19 protein-coding genes are annotated in these 21,487 nt (G+C 34.7%); 4 read left to right on the forward strand and 15 right to left on the reverse strand.

Annotated features, from left to right (window positions below):
• Positions 1-29 precede the first annotated feature (29 nt).
• Positions 30-734, forward strand: coding sequence for a Crp/Fnr family transcriptional regulator (locus ACHRVL_RS12995; protein WP_395413359.1), 705 nt, complete (start codon positions 30-32; stop codon positions 732-734).
• A 119-nt stretch (positions 735-853) separates the two neighbouring features.
• On the opposite strand, the gene ACHRVL_RS13000 is transcribed toward ACHRVL_RS12995, so the two are convergent.
• The 9 genes from ACHRVL_RS13000 to nirB all read right to left on the reverse strand — a co-directional run bounded on the left by ACHRVL_RS13000 (position 854) and on the right by nirB (position 12,575).
• Positions 854-1,474, reverse strand: a complete 621-nt coding sequence (locus tag ACHRVL_RS13000) for a class I SAM-dependent methyltransferase (RefSeq protein ID WP_395413361.1) — start codon at positions 1,472-1,474, stop codon at positions 854-856.
• Between the two features lie 3 nt (positions 1,475-1,477).
• Positions 1,478-2,191, reverse strand: coding sequence for an endonuclease/exonuclease/phosphatase family protein (locus tag ACHRVL_RS13005; protein ID WP_395413364.1), 714 nt, complete (start codon positions 2,189-2,191; stop codon positions 1,478-1,480).
• 104 nt (positions 2,192-2,295) lie between these two features.
• Positions 2,296-3,555, reverse strand: a complete 1,260-nt coding sequence (locus ACHRVL_RS13010; protein ID WP_395413367.1) for an alginate export family protein — start codon at positions 3,553-3,555, stop codon at positions 2,296-2,298.
• Between the two features lie 99 nt (positions 3,556-3,654).
• On the reverse strand, positions 3,655-5,133 hold the full coding sequence (locus tag ACHRVL_RS13015) for a nitrate/nitrite transporter (protein WP_395413370.1): 1,479 nt from the start codon (positions 5,131-5,133) through the stop codon (positions 3,655-3,657).
• A gap of 97 nt (positions 5,134-5,230) precedes the next feature.
• On the reverse strand, positions 5,231-5,890 hold the full coding sequence (locus ACHRVL_RS13020; protein ID WP_395413372.1) for a response regulator: 660 nt from the start codon (positions 5,888-5,890) through the stop codon (positions 5,231-5,233).
• 852 nt (positions 5,891-6,742) lie between these two features.
• Positions 6,743-8,551, reverse strand: coding sequence for an ATP-binding protein (locus ACHRVL_RS13025; protein ID WP_395413375.1), 1,809 nt, complete (start codon positions 8,549-8,551; stop codon positions 6,743-6,745).
• A gap of 5 nt (positions 8,552-8,556) precedes the next feature.
• Positions 8,557-9,141: a DUF4202 domain-containing protein gene (locus tag ACHRVL_RS13030; protein ID WP_395413378.1), complete on the reverse strand. Its 585-nt coding sequence runs from the start codon at positions 9,139-9,141 to the stop codon at positions 8,557-8,559.
• Between the two features lie 168 nt (positions 9,142-9,309).
• The gene (gene nirD, locus ACHRVL_RS13035) at positions 9,310-9,687 is read right to left on the reverse strand and encodes a nitrite reductase small subunit NirD (RefSeq protein WP_395413381.1); all 378 of its coding nucleotides are present in this window, start codon (positions 9,685-9,687) and stop codon (positions 9,310-9,312) included.
• Positions 9,688-10,061: 374 nt separating this feature from the next.
• The gene (gene nirB, locus ACHRVL_RS13040) at positions 10,062-12,575 is read right to left on the reverse strand and encodes a nitrite reductase large subunit NirB (RefSeq protein WP_395413384.1); all 2,514 of its coding nucleotides are present in this window, start codon (positions 12,573-12,575) and stop codon (positions 10,062-10,064) included.
• 268 nt (positions 12,576-12,843) lie between these two features.
• Between nirB and ACHRVL_RS13045 the strand changes: the two genes are divergently transcribed.
• Entirely contained in the window at positions 12,844-13,623 is a 780-nt protein-coding gene (locus ACHRVL_RS13045) for an META domain-containing protein (protein WP_395413387.1), read from the forward strand.
• Positions 13,624-13,753: 130 nt separating this feature from the next.
• Here ACHRVL_RS13045 and ACHRVL_RS13050 read toward each other — a convergent pair whose 3' ends face one another.
• Entirely contained in the window at positions 13,754-15,040 is a 1,287-nt protein-coding gene (locus ACHRVL_RS13050) for a DUF2130 domain-containing protein (RefSeq protein WP_395413390.1), read from the reverse strand.
• A 314-nt stretch (positions 15,041-15,354) separates the two neighbouring features.
• The gene (locus ACHRVL_RS13055) at positions 15,355-16,236 is read right to left on the reverse strand and encodes a LysR family transcriptional regulator (RefSeq protein WP_395413393.1); all 882 of its coding nucleotides are present in this window, start codon (positions 16,234-16,236) and stop codon (positions 15,355-15,357) included.
• Between the two features lie 260 nt (positions 16,237-16,496).
• Here ACHRVL_RS13055 and ACHRVL_RS13060 point away from each other — a divergent pair, with 260 nt between their 5' ends.
• Complete coding sequence (locus tag ACHRVL_RS13060) at positions 16,497-17,204, forward strand: class I SAM-dependent methyltransferase (protein ID WP_395413396.1); 708 nt, start codon at positions 16,497-16,499, stop codon at positions 17,202-17,204.
• A gap of 119 nt (positions 17,205-17,323) precedes the next feature.
• Here the strand turns inward: ACHRVL_RS13060 and ACHRVL_RS13065 are convergent, their stop codons facing one another.
• The 3 genes from ACHRVL_RS13065 to ACHRVL_RS13075 all read right to left on the reverse strand — a co-directional run bounded on the left by ACHRVL_RS13065 (position 17,324) and on the right by ACHRVL_RS13075 (position 19,617).
• On the reverse strand, positions 17,324-17,602 hold the full coding sequence (locus tag ACHRVL_RS13065; protein ID WP_395413399.1) for a putative quinol monooxygenase: 279 nt from the start codon (positions 17,600-17,602) through the stop codon (positions 17,324-17,326).
• A 2-nt stretch (positions 17,603-17,604) separates the two neighbouring features.
• Positions 17,605-18,207 carry an NAD(P)H-dependent oxidoreductase gene (locus ACHRVL_RS13070; protein ID WP_395413401.1) on the reverse strand — a complete coding sequence of 201 codons (603 nt, stop codon included), beginning with the start codon at positions 18,205-18,207 and terminating at the stop codon, positions 17,605-17,607.
• Positions 18,208-18,630: 423 nt separating this feature from the next.
• Positions 18,631-19,617 carry an aldo/keto reductase gene (locus ACHRVL_RS13075; RefSeq protein WP_395413404.1) on the reverse strand — a complete coding sequence of 329 codons (987 nt, stop codon included), beginning with the start codon at positions 19,615-19,617 and terminating at the stop codon, positions 18,631-18,633.
• Positions 19,618-19,735: 118 nt separating this feature from the next.
• Between ACHRVL_RS13075 and ACHRVL_RS13080 the strand changes: the two genes are divergently transcribed.
• A complete protein-coding gene (locus tag ACHRVL_RS13080; RefSeq protein WP_308096260.1) occupies positions 19,736-20,581 on the forward strand; it encodes an AraC family transcriptional regulator in 846 nt (281 codons plus the stop codon).
• Positions 20,582-20,675: 94 nt separating this feature from the next.
• Here the strand turns inward: ACHRVL_RS13080 and ACHRVL_RS13085 are convergent, their stop codons facing one another.
• A complete protein-coding gene (locus tag ACHRVL_RS13085; RefSeq protein ID WP_395413407.1) occupies positions 20,676-21,437 on the reverse strand; it encodes an NlpC/P60 family protein in 762 nt (253 codons plus the stop codon).
• Positions 21,438-21,487: the final 50 nt, after the last annotated feature.

Genomic DNA, 21,487 nt, shown 5'->3' on the forward strand with positions numbered 1-21,487 from the left:
AGTTTTTAATCCAATAGAAATTAGGACTCATGAAAGAAGAACAAACCCTTTGTTATTCTTGTGCCAATGAAAATTGCTTTATCAAGAAACATCTCCATTTAGAGCAAATGAATACTTATGTTTCTAAGAAACAGAATATAGTCTGCAAAAAATCGGATCAGTTTATTGTGGAAGGTTCTTCTTTGCAAGGACTATATTTTATTTGCAAAGGAAAAGCGAAAACGGTTAAAACGGGAATTAACGGACGTGAGCAAATTGTACGCTTAACGAAAAGTGGAGATATTATTGGTTTTCGCGGATTTGGAACTGGGAAAAAGTATTTAATTGGTGCTTATGCCTTGGAAGATACCGTTTTGTGCAATTTTAGTAATGAAACGATGCTGGAAATTTTACAGCATATTCCAGAACTTACCTATGCTTTAATGCTTTTTTATGCTGATGAATTAAACAAAAGTGAAAACAACATTCGTAAAATTGCACATATGAATGTTCGTGAACGTGTGGTTGATTTATTGCTTTATATTCATCGTAAATTCGGACAAATCAATGATTTAATTGATATTGATCTTTCACGAAAAGAAATTGCCGATTTTGCAGGAACAACCGAAGAACAAGCAATTCGTGTTATTTCAAGTCTTAAGAAAGAAGCTCTAATAAAAACGGCTGGAAAACGTATTGGGATTTTGGAAGTCGAGGAATTACGCTCTGAAATTATGGAGCATAAATATTTTTAAAACTTTCTAACACATAGAAACATAGGATTTTTAAGCTATGTTCTTTTTGTCAAATGGAATGCCTTTTTTAAGAATGGCGAACTATATTTCTATGTGTTAAAATGATTACGTACAAATACTTATTTTTTTCTGCCAATAAATCGAATTACAGAACCTGTTCCGTTATGGAATAAACCTTCGTTCAGTTCGATTTCTTTTTCTTCTAATTCGATGATTTCATAATTCGGAAAATCACTTTTTATTTCTTCAATAGAAAAAAGCGATTCAATGTCTTTTGGTCCGCCAACTTTATCATTTAGTGCAAGATATTCTAGATGTTTTTTGCTGAAAGCTTCAAAAATAATAATACCGTCTTTGCGTAATAATTGATCAAGCTGTTTGTGAATTTCGGATTTAATTTCTGCAGGGAAATGAGCATAAATCAAAGCAATTACATCAAATTGTTCTTCTTTGAAATCCAGTGTTTTTAATTCGCCAACTTGATAATCAATTGAAACATTGTTAGCTTCAGCAAGTTTTAAAGCTTTATTTTTTCCTTCTTCACTAATATCAAAAGCGGAAACGTTCCAACCCAATTTTGCGGCAAAAATGGCATTTCGTCCTTCGCCTTCGGCAGGAAAAAGAATAGCGCTGGGCTTTAATTTTTGAATTTGTTCTTTTAAGTAGTTGTTGGGTTCTTCGCCATATGCAAATTCTTCGTTGCTGTAGCGGTCATCCCATCTTTGGGTCCAGTTGTTCATTATTTATAAATTAAAATTAATTATTAAAGGTTTATGATCACTGTGCAAAGTCCAATCTTTGTAATTTCCGACTTCAACATTTTCTAAAACTTCCATAAAATCATTTGAAGCAAAACAATAATCGATATGATAAGGTTTGTTTTCGTGCTTATAAAGATATAAAGTTGGATGTTGTTCTTGGCCTTGAATCTGATTAAAATATTTGTGATAGGTGCTAAAAATATTTTTATCGGCTAATTTATTTACGACTGTCGTATGATTTCCTTCACGACGCGGTTTGTCCCAAATGGTATTGCTGTTGAAATCACCGATTAAAATTGTTTTGGTCTCTTTGATGAGATCTTCGTAATAATTAATGGCTTTCCAAACTTGCGTTACATATGCACCATCTTTATCTGCGGGATTATTTGCCCAAATAGCAAATAAGGTAAAATCAACTTTTCCGCCAGTAATAGCTATCGGTAAGATATTTTTGAAGTCTGAATTATGACAATCTAATAATTGAAAGCGATAATTGCTGTAGGAGAGAACGCCAAGTCCTTTATTCGGATTTGTACCGTACCAAAGAATGTCATTTGGTGTTTGCACTTCATTTGGGAATTTTAATTTTTCAGGATTTTCACACTCAGAAATTATGACAATATCAGGATTATGAGTCAGAATAAATTCTGCTTTTTTTCTGAATGCCATGTTGCAATTCCAAGCTATGAGTTTCATTGAAAATTTTCTGTTTTGGTAATAATGAACTCAAATGTACGTAAAAAAAATCCCCTTTTTCTTTATTTAAAAGAGGGGATTTTTAATATTAATTTTAGAAAAAACTATTTCTTCCAGCTAAAAATTCTAGGATTTACAGAAATCATTAGCCAAGCCCAATTGTTAGTATGACCGGCGTCTCCGTTTTTCAAGAACTCTAAAGTTTTTGAACCAAACATTTGGGAATAACCTCCAGTTAGCGTAATGTCTTTTTTGAAATTGTAGCCTGCAGTAAAATCGACCTCAGTTCCTAAGTAAGAATCAAGTTTTTCATTTGTTGGAGTCACAACATCAGCGGCAGATAAAAATACGTGCGGCATTAATGCAAACTGCCATTTTTTTACATTATAACTTAGTTTTAAGTAGGCATCTTGCAAACCAACGCTGTTTTGGTGATTTCCAACATAAAAATAATCCATATAACCATTAAAAGCATGATTGGTTCCGAATATTGGATTGAACGATTTAATTACTGTACTGCCGTCATTTGTATCTTTTCCAGATAAAAATTCATAACCTAAACCAGCTTTAAAGGCATCAGAAATATTGTAGCCTAAATAACCAGCGGCATTCCATGCACTTACCTGCTTGTCTGTACTTTTACCAGTTTGTCCATATAACCAGAAATTAGTATCTAATTTACCTGTTTTATAGGTTAAATAGGTTCCAAAAGTCTGTTTGTAATCTACCAATAATTTTGCGTCGGCATTGGCATATTCATATCCAGTATTTAGGGCTAATAAGCTCATGCTTAAATTACTGAAGGATGTATGGTACCAAGCGTATTGCATAGCTTTGTAGTTGGCGACAGTGTATGGAGTTTGTACTATATTTTCGGCATTTGAGTTGAAAGCAAATCCCATATCAAGCTGCTGGTTTTTTGGACGAAAAGTAACTAGTACCGCATCATGACTTTGTCCTTGTTGTAACCAATCGATTTCACCCATTATACGCTGATTGTCATAAGAGAGTACTTGGCGCCCAACTCTTGCGCTCCATTTTTCGGTGAAGTTGTATTGCGCCCAAGCTTCAAAAATGGCAACGCCATTTTTATCTGCGGTGGTTGTGGTTGGTACATCTCCCCAGGTTCTAATGTTTTGAAAAGTTAATTTAACAATCAAATCATCTTGTTTAAAATTTAAATTTAAACGAGAACGCTGTGAGATTTGCGAAGTTCCTTCTTGACCTTCTGGTAATAAAGTTTTGTATCCGTTTCGATATTCAAAACGTGGTCTTAATTGTAAGTTGGCATCAAATTCTTGCGCTTGCATGGCAGCACCAAATCCTAGAAAAAGTAAGGATAGAATTATTCTAGTTTTTTTCATATCTATGATGGTTTAATAAAAGACAAATTTATCTTATAATGATTTTATTTTTAGTGATATTAATCATATTTGATAATTATTTTTAAACTTTTAATACGCTTATTTTCTGTCTATTACTTTTGCCAAAGCCAGCTGTTTTTCGTTCATGATTTTAGTTATGGTATAATGCATCCAAACGAGACAAATGGTCGAAAATAGTAAAATAAAAATCCATGAACTTGACCAAATTCCTGTTGCGGTCAGCAAGTATCCAAAAATGATTGGACCTAAAAAGCCTCCCAAGCCGCCAATCATTCCAACCATACCTCCAACAACACCAACCTCTGTAGGGAAATATTCTGGTATATGTTTGTAAACTGCTGCTTTGCCAATTCCCCAAGAAATCCCGATTAAAATTACTAAAATTAAGAATATCCACATATTAGCATCGAATTTTATTACAGTAATTCCTTTTGCCAGCAGCTCTTTTTTCTTTACGGTTTGGTTCTGCGCCACAACAACTTGCTGCCAAGATGTTCGAGTTGGGAGAATTGCATTTTCAGAATTGTTTTCTTGTTTTTGTGTAATGTTAAATTCTGTTTCACCTATTTTAATATTGTCTTTTGCAATAGAAGTTACTGTTCCTTTTTTTGTTGCAAGAACACCAGGACCTGTAGTCGTGATTTCCATTTTAGGAATCATTAATAGGGCACTTAAAATAACAGAAGAACTTAAAACCCAATACATAACTTTTCGCGCGCCAAATTTATCGGATAAATAACCTCCAAAAGCCCTTATTACACCAGAAGGAAGGCTAAACATTGTGGCAAATAATCCGCCCATAACTAAACTGGTTTGATAAACGTTCATAAAATTGGGCAGCAGCCATTGAGAGTACGCAACAAAACAACCAAAAACTAAAAAGTAATAGGCTCCAAATCGCCAAACTCTAGCTGATTTTAGCGAACCAAGCATTTGACGAACGCTTTTTGTATGGTTCTCAATTTTTTTATTTTTAGCAAAAATTAAAAAAGCAATTCCAATTAAAACAAGGGAAACAGCATAGATAATTGGAAGTATTTTCCAGCCATTTTGCGGATCATCGATTGAAAAATGATTTAATAGGGAAGGAGCTAAAAATGTCGTGATTGCGGCGCCGGCATTTCCCATTCCGAAGATTCCTAAAGCGCGTCCCTGCCATTCTTTTGGATACCAGATCGAAGTATATCCTATTCCAACAGCAAAACTAGTTCCTACCATTCCAAATAAGAAACTAAGTAAAGCAAACATAAAAAAACTGTCGGCATAGGGAAGGAGAAACAGCGGAATTGAGCTAAGCAACAGTAAAAGTGAAAAGACATATTTCCCTCCAAATTTATCTGTGAGCATACCAATTGGTAAGCGCATAATTGAGCCTGTTAAAATTGGAATTCCCAAGAGCCATCCAACTTGAACAACGCTCCAATGAAAAATTCCGTTATCGACCAAAAAGGTTACTAAAACCCCGTTTAATGTCCAGCAGGCAAAACACACTGTAAAGGCCAATGTGTTCAAAAATAAAATTTTGTGTGATTGAGATAATGAGTTTGTAGTTTTCATAGCACTTATATTTTTATGTAAAAATAAGTACTATAACTTAGTTAAAAGATGCTAAAACGCAGTTTTTGAAAAAAAATTACGTATTAATACGTAATTTTTAAATCAAAGAATATTCAGCAGCTTTGTTAGAAAGTTCCATTAGGTTTTTAACTTTCAATTTTTTCATCAAGTTAAAACGGTGTACTTCAGCAGTACGTTTGCTGATGTCAAGCGCCTCCGCAATTTCTTTGTTTCCTTTTCCGGATAATAAAAGAGTCAGAATTTCTTTTTCTCTTTTAGTAATCATCATTTCTTCACTTAGATTTTGTTTAGGTTCCAATGATGTTGATGAATTTGTAAGCTGACTTATTAGAATAGAAGAAATATCGCCGCTAAAGTATTTTCCGCCGGCAGCCACTGTGTGTAAGGCTTTCAAGAATTCTTCTTTACTTGAACCTTTTAGCAAATAACCATCGGCACCCGCTTTTATAGATTTCAATACATATTCTTCAGATTCATGCATAGAAAGCATAATAATTTTCACATTGTTATTTTCGCTTCTAAGTTTTTCTACTACCTCGATGCCCGTTAAATTTGGCATACGAATATCTACTATAAGTAAGTCTGGTTTGCTTTCAGCAACAACATCAAGTGCATCAGTTCCATCAATTGCTTCACCAACGACTTCAATGTTTGCTTCATTTTCAAGTAAAGATTTAATTCCATCTCTTACAAAAACATGGTCGTCTGCCAGCACTACACGAATGATATTACTCATAGTTTACTTAAATTAGATTCTTGATTTTTTACGTATATTCATCTATAAAGAAGACGCTAATATACGTAATTTTTTAGATTTTAAATTCCAACATTAAAAATTCTAATGTTGCAAATTCCAAATTCCAAAGTCTTGGATGGTAAACTTTGTCAAAGTTCAAAACTTTGACAAAGTTATTTGCGTAGTTTTTGTCATTTCGAGGAACGAGAAATCTTCGTAAGTAGCTCTACAAAGATCGGCGATTTAGATTGTGGAGTTTCTTGCGAAGATTTCTCCTCCGTCGAAATGACAAGATTGTGGGGAGTTTTGCATTTAGCGTAAAGTTTGTCATTCTGAGGAACGAAGAATCAAACGCGGGATTCCACAAAGATTGGCGATTTAGATTGTGGAGTTTCTTGCGAAGATTTCTCGTTCCTCGAAATGACAAGATTATGGATAGTTTTTTATTTAGCGTAAAGTATGTCATCTCGACGGAGGAGAGATCACACGCGGGATTCGACAAAGATTGGCGATTTAGATTACGGAGTTTCTAGTGTGATCCTTCGTTTCTCAGGATGACAAAAAATGCTGAAAATAACTTGTAATAAATTTAAAGATCTTTTGAAACCGATTGCCCGCGAGAGGGATAGGAGCAAGCTACCGAAGTAGCGCGGATAGCCCGACAGTATTAGGGAAAGTGGGCGTATATAGACAAAGTTAAATTGCCCACTTTTTCTAATACTGGCTCGCCCTGATGAATTAGATAATTAGTAAATGTGGCAATTAGAAAATTAGGGAATGTGTCAATTAGATAATTTGATAATTACTTAAAGTCAGGTAAAAATTATCTAATTATCTAATTGACATATTTTCTCATTTAAGAATAGGAATATTGAAGGTAATTCTGGTTCCTTCGCCAGGAATTGATTTGATGAAAACACGCCCATTAATGTATTGGATTCTTTCTTTCATAAACAATAAGCCCATTCCAGATTCGCTGTTGCGTTTTTTGTCGACAGCATTGATGTCGAAACCTTTTCCGTTATCGTCAATTATAATGCTTAACAAAGTTTCGCTGTGTGAAAGTTGTACAATGATATGCGATGATTCGGCATATTTTATGGCGTTATTGATCGCTTCCTGAGTTAGGCGGTAGATATTGATTTCGATTAAAGAATCTAATCGCTGATTGAAATCGGTTTTGTTGTAGAAAAGAATTTCTTTTCCTGTTAGTTTTGAAAGTTCCTGCGTAAGTTTTGCCAAGGATGAAACAATTCCGTGATCGCTTAATTCGGGTGGCATTAGGTTGAAAGTTGCGGTGCGGACACCTTTTATTATGTCTAGTGAAAGTTTCTTTAGATACTCAATTTTTTGTTCTGATTTTTCTCTGTCATCTAAATTGATGCTTTCTAAACTAAACTTTAAACCAGTAAGCATTTGACCAATTCCGTCATGAATTTCTTTGGCGATTCGGTTTTGCTCGTTTTCTTGGTTTTCGACGATTTTGCTTGAGATAATCTTTTGTTGATTGATTTTTTCGGTGCTGTTTTCAAGATTCAAACGTTCGACTTCGCGTTGTGCTTTTTTGCGTTCGGTAATATTAAAACAGACAATTAAAAGTTCTAATTCGTCTTTTTTAATCATAACGGGAACCATCGAAAGGTCAAGCCAAATCTCAATATTTTCTTTGGTAATAATTTTAATTTCGCCTTGCCAGCCGCTTCGTTGTTTTTCGAATATCAGTCGATCAAAGTTGATTTGTTCTTTTTCGTCTGCTGTTAAAACTTCAGAGAATTTTTTGTTGGATAAAAATTTGGTGTAATTGAGGAGTTTAGCAAATTTTTCGCCAATATGAATGATTGAACCATCAGGTGAAATTCGGCAATAGAGCAATGTATTTTCCATTGCATAATTGAGCGATTTTAATTCTTTAACTGAATTTTCTTTGATTTCGCTAAGGATTTCTGTGTCGTATGCGAGCTTTAAAGCTTTCTTTTCTGAAGATAAAAGTCTTGTAATTAATCGTTCGATTTTCTTATTTGTAGGTTTGAAAATGAAGAAGAATTCTAAAACCAGAATTAAAAGTGTAAAACCAAAAATCCAATATTCGATTTTGCGTTGTTCGGTTACTTTTTCGTGTGCTTCGAGGTCGTATTGCGTTACAATCTGATTCATTTTAGAAAGGAAAATGCCTTCGTTTTCTAAAATAATGTTTACGAATTTTTGGTTTTCGGCAGTTGTTTTTTTCTGTTTTAGATTCAGTAAAAAGGAATCGGTAGTCTGTGCGATTTTATTGAAAATCGGATTGATTTCGAGATATAATTTAGAAAGTGTTTCTGATTTTTCTTTTGGAAAAGCCAGGCTGTCACTGCCGTTTTCGAGTGCGTTTTGGTTTTTCTTCCAAAGTGCTAAAACTTCATTTAAATGCGAAATTTGTTTGGCAGAAGCAGTATCAGAAACGTAATGCAGAATTAGAACTTCTTTGACGATTTTCTGGCTCAGCATTCGTTGTTTTCCCGAAAAATTAATGATTTTGGAATCGCTTAACTGTTGATTCAGATTGTATTGCACTAAAATCTGACTCACAATTATGGTTAAGGCAATAGTAAGAAGTGCAAAAAAATACAGACGGCGTAAATTTTTGAACGTGATTTTATCTTCTTCCTGATTGCTTTTCTTCATATGAATTATAGTCCTAAAGAAGTTTTTATAAGATTTAAATTTTCTTCAGAATAGCTGATTTTTAAGGCTTCCTGATGTCCTTTGTCCGACATTTTATCCCAGGTTTTTTTGATGATGTTTTTTAGCTTTTCTTCGTCGTGTTTGTGAACGAAAGGTTCTAAGTAATATTCTAAAAATACTAGACAAATTACGTCTTCCAATAATTGGGTTTCGTGATCTTTTTTAAGTAATTTTTTCTCAATTAAAAAAGAAACTCGATCGATAAAAGTTTGATCGTAACCTGCTTTTTCTAGTATTTCGGCAGTAGTTTTTGCGTGGAATTTTTTCAGTTCTTCTCTCCATTTCAAATAACCAACACGATCCATTGGGTAGGATTCGCGTGCGACTTTCCATCGGCAAATATGCTGTGCTTTTGAAGCGATCTGGATTTCTTCGGATGCATTGGGTTCAAACTGCATCAGTCTTTCGTACATCCTATTGGAATACAATAATTCTTTTGGATATTCTTTGTTTTGGTCGGTTTCAATGTTTGGGTCTTGTGCGTTTTCAGCATCAATCCATTCGCTTGCTTTTTGAAAGGGTGTAGTCATTTTTTGGTTTGATAATAGAATTTCAAAGATACGGAATTAAGTAGAAAAGTCGAAAGTCAAAAGTCGAAAGTCAAAAGTCGAAAGTCAAAAGTGAGATGAAAGAAGCAAGAAGCAAGATTTTGAAAAACTTTTATCATCTTGTCTCTTGCTTCTTGCCTCTTAAAAAGTCTAATCTGTAAATCCAACAAAAACTTCGTCTTCGACAATCTTAATTGGGTAAGTTGCAATGCTATATTCTTCGCCATTTAGGTTTGAACCGTCAACTAGTGAAAAAGTCTTTTTATGCATTGGGCAGGCGATTTTTGGGATATCGTCTGTAGATCCTGTCATTCCTCTTGAAAGTACCATTTCCATTTTGTGCGGGCAGGCATTTTGGCAAGCGTACCATTCGTTGCGACGGGTGAAATTGAAAATGGCGATTTGTTTGTTTTTGTATTTGATGCATCCGCCTCGGTTGGTCGGGAAATCTTCTACTTTACCTGCTTTGAACCAAATTGTCGCATCGCTCGGATGAACTGTTTCGTATTGATTTAAGATTTCTTCCATTTTGATTGTGTTTTGATTTCCTGTTTCTTAGCCCTCTTTTTACAATCATGAGAGTTATGATGGCGCAGTAAAAAAGAGGGTAAGAAGGACAGCAAACGTTTAATGATTTTTTTTCTTTTTTTTGGAGCTATTTTTTTCTCCCGCAGATTTGGCAGATTTAGCCGATTTTATTTTTAATCTTTTTAATCCTTTAATCTGTGGCTTTTATTTTAAACACATAGAAACATAGATTTTTTTGTTTTTTGTTTGAGAAATAGAAAATTAAAAGAAACTAGTTTCTAACACATAGTCCCGAAGTCTCGGGATGTATTTATGAAAGTGAAACGCCTTTTTTTGAGTTCAATAATTCTATGTCTCTATGTGTTTAAATAAGTTTACGACCAAGCTTTTGGCATTTTTTGATCTCTTAGCGGAACAAAAACTGCGTTATCGTCTTTTTCTTCTGAGTTTATAAAGTGATTGAAACGTTTCAATAATCTTGGTTTTTCCAGCACTTGTTTCCATTCGCATTCGAAAGTGTTTACTAAAGTCTGCATTTCGGCTTCTAAGGTTTCGCAGATTCCTAGGCTGTCTTCGATAATTACTTCTTTTAAATACTCTAAACCGCCATCTAATTTTTCTAACCAAGTTGAAGTTCGGATTAGCGGGCCAGCGGTGCGGATGTAATACATTAAGAATCTGTCCATGTATTTGATAACGGTTTCTTTGTCGATTTTCTCTGCTAATAAAACGGCGTGTTTTGGGTTTGCACCGCCATTTCCGGCGATGTATAAATTCCAACCACCTTCAACGGCAATTAATCCGAAATCTTTTCCACGGGCTTCGGCGCATTCGCGGATGCAAGCTGAGACACCGCCTTTTAATTTATGCGGAGAACGAATTCCTTTGTATCTGTTTTCTAATTCGATGGCAAATCCAGCGCTGTCGTCCATTCCGTAACGGCACCAGGCATTTCCGACACAGCTTTTTACGGCGCGAAGCGATTTTCCGTAGGCATGACCACTTTCAAAACCATTGTCGATTAAGATTTTCCAGATTTTAGGCAAATCGCTCAAATGTGCTCCGAATAAATCGACTCTTTGCGCTCCTGTAATTTTGGTATATAAATCGAATTGTTTTGCAACTTCTCCAATTACGATTAATTTTTCGGCAGTTATTTCGCCTCCGGCAACTCTTGGAACAACAGAATACGTTCCGTTTCGTTGAATGTTTGCTAAAAATCTGTCGTTTGTATCTTGAGTCGTAACATGTTTGTTTGCTGTATCATTGTAAATACTAGAGAAAATTGAAGCTACAATAGGTTTACAGATTTCGCATCCATCGCCTTTTCCGTGATGATCTAAAACATCGTAGAAATTCTCATATTTATTGATTTTTACCAAATCAAATAATTCCTGACGGTTGTAATTGAAATGCTCGCAAATCACTTCTTTTACTTCTTTTCCTAGAGATTTTTGAGTCGCTTTTACCAGATCCGAAACCATTGGCTTACAGCCTCCACAACCTGAAGTTGCCTTAGTTGCTTTTACAACATCTGAAAGAGAAGCACAACTTTCATCTAAAATTTTACAGCAGATAGTGCCTTTGGTAACATTTTCGCAAGAACAAATTACTGCTGTATCTGGCAAATCCATTACGCTTCCTAAACTTGAACCTTCAGAACCGTCACGAGAGCCTAAAATCAAATCTTCTGGATTTTTTGGTAAAGCCATTGCGTTGCTGTAAATCTGGAAAAGTGAATTGTAATCGCTTGAATCGCCGACTAAAATTCCACCTAAAAGCGTTTTAGAATCTTTCGTAACGTTGATTCTTTTGTAGATGCCACTTAATTTATTTTCATAAATAATGGCAGTTACATTTTCATTTTCGATGAAAGGATCGCCAAAACTCGCTACTTCAACACCAATTAATTTCAATTGTGTCGACATATCGATGGTTTCTCTCATGGTTTTTTCGCCATTTAAGATTTGCTCAGAAGCAACATCGGCCATTTCGTAACCTGGAGCAACCAATCCGTAAATGTTTTGATTATAAAGCGCTACTTCGCCAATAGCAAAAATAGAAGGATCTGATGTCTGCATTTGATTGTTTACCACGATTCCGCCTCTTACGCCGACTTCAAGTCCTGAAACTCGAGCCAGTTCGTCGCGAGGTTTGATTCCGGCAGATATAACCAACATGTCTACTTTTAACAATTCGTCGTTTGCAAACATCATTCCCGTTATACTTTCTTTTCCGTCAATATATTGCGTTGCTTTGTTAAGATGAATTCCGATGTTTAATTCTTCAATTTTAGCTTGTAGCATATCACTTGCGCCTTGATCCAATTGTCTCGGCATCAAACGCGGAGCAAATTCCACCACATGTGGATTCAATCCTAAATCTCTAACAGCTTTTGCCGCTTCAAGACCTAATAATCCTCCTCCTAAAACAGCCGCTTCGGTTGTACCTTTTATTTTTATTTTTTTGGCGTAAGCCATAATTGCGTCAAGATCTTCGATGGTTCTGTAAACAAAAACACCTTCTTTTTCAACTCCGTCGATCGGAGGAACAAAAGCGGATGAACCTGTGGCTAAAACTAAGTAGTCGTACGTATGTGTTTTCTCTAAATGAGTATGTATTGTTTTTTCCGCACGGTTAATATCTGTAATTAATTCAGATGTGTTGAGAATAATGTTGTTTTCTGTGTACCAGTTACTTGTTGATAAAGATAAATCATCAGCTGTTTTTCCTCCAAAGTATTCACTTAAGTGAACGCGATCGTAAGCGCGCCTTGGTTCTTCGCCAAATACAGTGATTTGATACTTTTCTTGTCCAGATTTTGCAACAAACTTTTCGCAAAATTTATAACCAACCATGCCGTTTCCAACTACTATTACTCTAATCATGATTTCTTTAATTAAGTATTACTATGCAAATATAAGTATTTATACTTATAAAAATACGTAATAAATTTATTTTTTTAAGTAGATATGAATTCTGTTTGCTACGTATTTTGCCTTGATCTATTACGTAGTCTAGGTTTTTGGTAAATTTAAAAATCAAGAATTATTTCAAATTTGAAAAGATTCTAAATAACGATTTCAAAAAAATGTCGTAAATTCATAAGAATTTTATAGGTGTTTTAGCAGAAAGCACATTCCAAATACAAATAGTATGAAAAAAATAATACCACTTTTGCTTTTACTGTCTTTGATGGTGGGCTGTAAAACTTCAGCAGGCAAAACTTCAGAGACTAAAGAAACTGCTCAACAAGGAGTAAATCAGGATGATATGAACTTTTATTTTAAAGCAACTGGAAACGAGCCATTTTGGGGAGTTAAAATTGGAAATGATAATATTGTTTTTACCTCATTAATTCCAGGGAAAGAAAGTATCACTTTTCCTGCGGTTGACGCCATCAGAGCTATGGACGCGAATGTAAAAATGTATAAGGTAAGCAATGAAACTGCTTCCGGAATTATTACGATTCAGCAGTTGGATTGTCAGGATTCGATGTCTGGTACGATTTCGCCTTACAGTGTGAAAGTCGAAATAAAAAATAACTCCGAATTAGAATTTAAAAAACTTAGCGGATGCGGAAAATATATTACCGATTATCGACTTCATGATATTTGGGTTTTGGAAGAATTAAATGGTTACAAAGTTTTTGCAACCGATTTTCAGAAAGAATTTCCTCGAATTGAAATTAATTCGGCAGAAAACAGATTTTCTGGTTATGGTGGCTGTAATGCGATCAGCGGTTCTATTTTTTACGAAAAGGATTTACTAAGATTTTCAAAGGTTCTTTCTACGCTTATGGCTTGTCCTCAAGGAAATAAAGAAGGTGAATTTACTAAAGCGTTACAAAGTACAACTACATACTCTATAGGGAATAATCAGTTGATTTTGTCCAATCCTTCTGGGAAATTGGCTGTTTTTAAGAAGGTGGATTGATTATTATTTGTTCTCGCAGATTTTGCAGATTGAGCAGATATTTTTTACTGCCACAGATTCTACAGATTAAATGGATTTTCTCTGCTTAATCTGCAAAATCTGCGAGAGCTTTTATTTTTTTAAATCGAAATTACTCAAGCAATTCCTTAGTTTCTTCCTCTTCGTCATTACCTTCAATAAAATCCAATTCCAAAGCTTTTACACTTTGAACAGCATTTCCTGCAATTCCACGAATCGAGCCGTACATGCCTAAAGTATTATGAACCACTTTTTCGATTTGTTTTTCGCGTTGTTTCCAGATTCTTTGCATGGCTCTTTTTTCAGAATCTAAATCGCTTTGCATTTGCGTAAAACCTTCTACAATTCCTTCGATTTGCAAACGGAATTCGTTGCTCGTTAAGAAATCATACAACATCGACATTTTATCGCCTTTGTTTTCCTGCGCCTGAACAGCTTGATTGATCTGAATTAAAGATTGGCGAAGAACAGCGCTCAAACCTTTAAATTCTTCATAGGTACAAATCCAGATTCCGTCGCGCATGCCCATTCGTTCCATTCCGTTTGGCATAACTTCGGTAACCAAAACGCCGATATTGGCTCTTTTAATTCTGATGTCATTTTTGAATTTTTCGATCCAAGATGGCTGAAAAGCTTTAGTTCTTTTGCTTTCGTAATAAATTGAACCGCAATTTTGGTGTTCGCGAGTGTTTACAATCTGAAGGCAATCGGCACCATTTGCACCTTTTTTAACTTCGTCGATGCTGTCAAGAGGAAAGTTATTGGCTAGCCATTCTTCGATTGCTAATTCCATTACTTCGCCTTGCAATTGCATAGAACCTTGTTCTTGCTTGCGTTTCATTTCTTCGGTTAATTTTTTCTGTTCTTCTAATTGCTTTTGAAGTTCTTTAAATTTCAACTCGTTTTTATCGTCTTCCTGTTTTCTGATTTTTTCGCGTTCCAAGGCCAATTGCGTGTTCAGTTGCTTTTCAGCTTCAGCCTGAATTGCATCTTTCATTTCCAGTTTTTCGCGCTGTAATTTGGCGATTTCACCTTCCATTTTATTTAATTCCCTGATTTTTTCGGATTTTTCAGAGAGTTCTTTTTCCATTAAAAGCAAACGATCTTTGTTTTCTTCTTCGAGTTTGGTTTTTAGTTTTTCAGAAATTTCTTTTTCCGCAATTTTTCTTTCACGTTCCAAACGCTCGGCAAAAAGCTCGTTTTCTTGTTTCTTTTTGGCTTCAAATTCGGCTTTGGCTTTGTCCAATTGTTCGTTTTTAAGCTCTAATTCTTTATTTTGAATAGTCGCTTTTTGTTGAAATTCTTTACGGATGCTGTCTTCCAATTGATGTTTTAAAACATCATTAACGTCGATAGGAGTTCCGCAGTTTGGACACTGAATTGAAGATTGCTCAGCCATTTTATATTGAAATTTTATTGTAGATTTTGAATTTGCTAAGGTATTTAAAAGTTCTCTTTTTATAATGTGGATTTCTGTACTAAATTGTAACGAATTTTTGTTATGGCCACGAAGGCGCTAAGGCGGAAAGTTTTTTTTGCCACAGATTATAATGATTAAAAGGATTTTCTCATTTTATGTCATCCTGACGAAGGAAGGATCACACACGTAACTCGACAAAGATTGGCGATTCTGTTTGCGGAATTTCTTGTGTAATCCTTCCTTCGTCAGGATGACAAACTGCACGCTTCTTTGTGCTTAAAAAACTTTCCGCCTTAGCGCCTTTGTGGCAACAAAAATGCAACAGCAGATCTCGTAATTTCTGAATCATCTTCTTTTGAAGTTATAATCGAAACATCTGTGCGTAAATTGACTTTTTTTAATTCAAGAAAACTAATTTCGGGATCTTGATTATTTTTTGCAATGTTGGAAGGAACAATCGAAATTCCTAATCCGTTTTTGACTAATTGTACGATGGAATTGATGTTGTTGGCTTCGTGGATAATCTTCGGCGTAAAGCCATAAAAAGCACAAAGTTCCAGTAAAACTTCGTGATAATGTGGTGCATAATCTTTATTGAAGAACACGAAAGTTTCATCTTTTAAGTTCAATATTTCTTTTTCAGATTTCAGTTGAATGTTATTTTTATTAAAGACAATTGAAAATCCATCCTGAAACCATAAATGAGATTGTATTTTTGGTGATTTTATGGGTGAACGAATAATTCCCATTTCGATTTTTCCTTGTTCTAAAGCGTCGATTTGTTTGGTTGTAGATATTTCAAAAAGTTTAAAATTTACATAAGGGAATTGTAATTTTAAATGTTTTATTAATTCTGAAATAACAGATGAGTAAATTGAGCTGATGTAGGCGATTCTGAATTCACCCGAAACATTCTTGGCGATCTTTTTTGTTTTTATAGAAATGCGTTCCAAATCCTGAAAAAGTACTTTTACTTCTTTTTCGAAATATTTCCCAGCTTCCGTAAGTTCTACTTTTTTGTTGTTCCGAATAAATAGTTTTGCCTGAAGTTCTTCTTCGAGTTCAATTATCTGACGGCTTAAGGGCGGCTGTGAAATAAAAAGTTTCTCAGAAGCTTTAGTAAAGTTTAGTTCTTCGGCTACAGCCAAAAAGTATTTTAAGTGACGTAATTCCATGATACTTTTAAAGTATTGATGATTGATAAAAATAGTATTTTTAAAGTATTTATGAAAGAGATAATTTTGGAAAAAGAAAAAAGAACTCTCTCGCAGACGTGCTTTGTTAATTCGCTATCGCTTGGGTTGCAGATTGAGCAGATTATTAGTTTAGATAAAATCATTTTAACTACAATATTCCGATCAATAATAGCAAAAAGATTCGCTCAATCTGCTCCTGATAGCTATCGGGACTGCGAGAGATTTAAAAAACATAGATTATGAAAAAATCAACTATTGCAGAAATCAAAGAACGATTTGATAATGATGTCGAACGATTTTCGAATTTAGAAACGGGACAATTGTCTACAATTGATGCTAAAATTTCGTTGGAATTAATTACAGAAGCTTCTAAAAGAATTGTTCCAAATGCGACGCATGTTTTGGATATTGGCTGTGGTGGAGGAAATTATACTTTAATGATGTTGTCTAAATTACCAGATTTAAATTGCACTTTGGTCGATTTGAGTTTGCTAATGTTGGATAAAGCTTTTGAAAGAGTATCAGCAGAAACGAAAGGGAAAGTAGAAATCAAACAAGGTGATATTCGCGAAGTTGATTTAAAAGAAAACAGTTTTGATATTATTTTGGCGGGAGCAGTTTTGCATCATTTAAGAGATGATCAGGATTGGGAAACAACGTTCGAAAAAATATTCAAATTATTAAAACCAGGAGGATGTTTTATGATTTCGGATTTGATTACACAAGACACGGAATTATTGAACGAATATACATGGCAGCGCTATGGAGAATATTTGGAAGGAATAGGAGGGGCGGAATATCGTAATAATGTATTTGATTATATCGCAAAAGAAGATACGCCAAAATCAATGAATTATCAATTGGATTTGATGAAAAAAGTGGGATTTAAAAGCGTCGAAATCTTACATAAAAATATGTGTTTTGGAGCTTTTGGAGGGATTAAGTAGTTTTTTATAACCACGAATTGCTTCGCCTGTTCGCTATCGCTGGAGTCACGAATTTATTCTTTAAAATTTATGCACAAAGCAATTAAAATAATTCGTGAACTCGCGACAGAAAAAATATCTTATAAAACCTGTGCTGTTTTGTAAACTTGAATTGGAGCGGCAATAAAGGTTTCGCTTTTAGTGATGAAATCTTGTAAATGAGATTGGTTGTTATGAAGATCTAAGCCGGTTTGATCTTTCCATTCTTCCCAAATAATAAAAACATTTTCGGCATGATGAAGATCATAGCGTACGCATGCAGCTTCTTTTCTAGTTTCGGTAACTAAGTCATTCAATAAGCTGTGAAGCTGTTGAGTGTTTTCTTTCTTGCTTTTTATAATGGCAGTTATAGATATCATAGTTATATGGTTTTGAAAATTTGTGCTAAATGGTTTGTGTATTCAGATTTAAAGATACTAATATTTTCAGATGTAGCACCTTTTTCGACATCATGAAAATGAAATCCTTCGAGTTTTTGCATTCCCGTAAATTTGTTCATTTTGTGAAAACCAAACATCGCTCCGTCGTCAACAGAGGTTTCTTCGAAGAATTCTCCCGGAAGTGTGAAGGCTGTTGCAGGTGCATTCCAACTTGTGGTTAGCATATATTTGCGTCCGTGTAATTGTCCGCCGGTTCCGTAATTGATGTCGGGATTTACTCGGCTTCTTCCGTCGCTTTTGTAGATTCCTTTGTTGTGTCCGGCTGTGAAAACGTCGTCGATGTATTTTTTAAAAAGATTAGGTAACTGAAACCACCAAACTGGCGTGTGATACACCACAACATCTGCCCAAACGAATTTTTCTACTTCTTCGTCTAAGTCAAAGTCTTGTTTGATATCGGTTGTTTTTATTTCGTAGTTTTTACTTTTTAGGTATTCGATTGTCCAATCGGTTACTGTTTCATTGAATTTTCCGCCCGAATGTGCGAAATTTTGACTTCCGTTGATGATAAATATTTTTTTCATTTTTATAGGATTGTTTCTTTTGAAAATGGATGCGTGAGGGATAGGAGTGAAAATCCTTTTGTGTCTCGTTTCTTTAACGAGACACAAAAGATTGTAACGGATAGCCCGGCCCTTGGGACACGCCCAAATTTTTATTATTTAATTCTTTGAGGTTTTTTTTAAACACATAGAAACATAGAATTTTCTTTCTTGAAAAAAGGTAATGGAAAGAAACTAGTTTCTAACACATAGTTCTCAAAGTTTGTCATTTCGAGGAACGAGAAATCGCACTCGTTGCTCGTCAAAGATTGGCGACTTAGTTTGCGGAGTTTCTAGTGCGATTTCTCGTTCCTCGGAATGACAAGATTGTGTTGACTATGTTTATTAATGCAAGTGAAACGCCTTTATAGACAAAGTAAACTATGTTTCTATGTGTTTAAAATATTATTTAAGCTTGGAAATTGCCTGATTAATAAACTCCAATTCTGAAGCTGATAAATCGAAATCCATTGCTTTTGCGTTTGAAATGGCTTGTTCTGCGTTTCTTGCTCCGGCTAAAACAACTGCAATTCCTTTTTGTAAACTTGTCCAGCGTAACACTAATTGCGAAATTGAAATGTGTTTTGCGTTTGCTAATGAACTTAATTCTTCTACTAAAGTTTTTACTTTTTGAAGATCGAATTGCCCGAAATAACCATTTCTGTGATCGTTTTCTTTTAGTTTGCTGTCGGTGAAATATTTCCCGGTTAATAAACCTCTTTCCATTGGACTGTAAGCAATAATTCCGATGTTTTCTGAAACTGTAAACGGAATTAAATCGGTTTCAATTTTGCGATTCAACATGCTGTATGCGACTTGGTTTGAAGCGATTTGTACCGTTTTTTGTGCTTCCTGAATTTGCGGAATACTATAATTACTTACGCCAAACGCTCTGATTTTTCCTTGTTGGATTAAAGTTTCTACAGCTTCCATGGTTTCAGAAATTGGAGTAGTGGAGTCTGGCCAGTGAATTTGCAATAAATCAATATAATCTGTTTGAAGGCGTTTTAAACTTTCTTCGATTTCTTTTATTACGTTTGCTTTTGATGAATATTTGTAAATAGGAACTTTTTTACCGTTATCATCGGCGTCGAAAAAGAAATCACCTTTTCCGTTGTTGCTTCCGTCCCAAACTAAACCGAATTTTGTAAGCAACTGCACTTTTGAACGATCGTAAGGTTTAATAGCTTCGCCGATCATTTCTTCACTTAAACCAAATCCGTAAAAAGGAGCAGTGTCGATTGTGGTTACGCCGTGATCGATTGATGCTTGAACAGATTCTATTGAATCTTTCTTTTCGTTTCCGCCCCACATGTTTCCGCCAATGGCAAAAGCGCCGTATGTTATTGCTGATAATTCAAGTTCTGAGTTGCCTAATTTTCTATATTCCATAATGTTGTATTTTAATTCTTAAATTTCACTTGGAAAAATTATACCATTTTTAAGAGTGATAACTTGTATATATTTGTCTTTTTTATGTAAATTTGCAACTTCAAATACTTTAGAACTCATGAAAAAAGAAAATTTATACGAGCCGTTTACGGTTTCCTTTGAGACTCTGGATGAATATCCGGATGTTGGAGATCGTCATAATTTCTTTGAATTGGTTTATATTTTAAGCGGGACAGGAAGGCAGTGCATCAATAAAAATATTTTTGAATATGATGCGGGACATATGTTTTTGTTGACGCCTGAGGATTGTCATAATTTTACAATTGAGACGAAAACGAAGTTTTTCTTTTTGAGATTTAATGATATTTATTTGAAGAATTCCAGTCTGCAAAACGAGAATGTTCAGCGTTTGGAATATATTCTGCAAAATGCGAATCATCAGCCGGGTTGTATTTTAAAAAATGATGCTGATAAATGTTTGGTGAAGGTGATGATTGAAGCGATTTGCAGAGAACATCAGGATAAGGATGTTTATAATCAGGAATTGATTCAGCAATTGGTTAATACACTGATTATTATTGTGGCTCGAAATATTGCGAAGTATTTACCGGAACAAGTGAATGTAGGGACTGAAGCGAAAGCGATGGATATTCTACAATATATTCAGACGAATATTTATTATCCGGAGAAAATTAAAGCGGAGTCGATAAGTGATTATTTCGGAATTTCGAATACGTATTTAGGGCGTTATTTTAAGAAACATGCCGATGAAACGATGCAACAGTATATCAGCAATTATAAAACGAAGTTGATTGAACATCGTTTGCAATTTAGTGATAAGCGTATCAACGAAATTGCTTATGAATTTGGTTTTACCGATGAAAGTCACTTTAATAAATTCTTTAAAAAGCAAAAAGGGTACAGTCCTTCAGAATTTAGAAAAACAATTCGATTGAGTGCATAAATACTTATTGCACTAATTTGGGTTAATTTTTTTGCCACTGATTACACTGATTAAAAGGATTTTAATTTGTAATAATTCGTGCAAATTGCGTTTTTTAAATGATCTTTTTGATTACTCTAAGTTTATGAGTGTGTTTGTTTATTTCAGGATTGTAAATTCCGCTATGATCTAAACGATCGATGCGGACTTTTCCACTTGCGTGAATGATATAGTTGTTTTCCATAATGATTCCCACATGAGTAATGTTTCCTTCATCATTGTCAAAAAAAGCTAAATCTCCAGGCTCACTTTCTTCAATAAAGCTTAGAGGTTCGCCTTCTAGCGCTTGTTGAGAGGCGTCGCGATGAATTTTGTATCCGTTTAGTTTATAAACCATTTGTGTAAAGCCAGAACAATCTACACCAAAAGGTGTTTTTCCGCCCCATAAATAGGGCGCATTTAGATACATAAAAGCGGTATTTATAAGTGCGCTTTTTGGTTTTATGCCGCTGGTTTTTGTTCCTTCAAAATCAAAATTGGAAGTATTGATTTCGTTATTGTTTAAAAAAGTTAACGAAGCACCAAGCGGAATTGGCAGTAATAAATTGTTTGGAGAAGTGATATAATCAATTAAATCAGCGTTTAGGATAATAGCTTCTTTGCTTAATTGATTGTAGTTTTCTTCAGAAATTACCTGATACTGTTTTGAATCTACCCAGCCTTCATAATCATCGAATTGAATTTTTATTCGAGCCCATTGCTTTTGGCGTTCTAAAATTTCGATATGTTCGCCAAACAAAAGTTGTGTAACGATTTCACTTCTGTCGCTAGGCTCAGATCGAACGGGTACTATGGCAAGATTGCAAATTCCGAACATTTAGGGTAATTTATAAGTTTAAAAAAATTAGGAGTCAAAAGTAGTTAATA

This window comes from Flavobacterium sp. FlaQc-28 (genome assembly GCF_044007415.1).
Taxonomy (GTDB): domain Bacteria; phylum Bacteroidota; class Bacteroidia; order Flavobacteriales; family Flavobacteriaceae; genus Flavobacterium.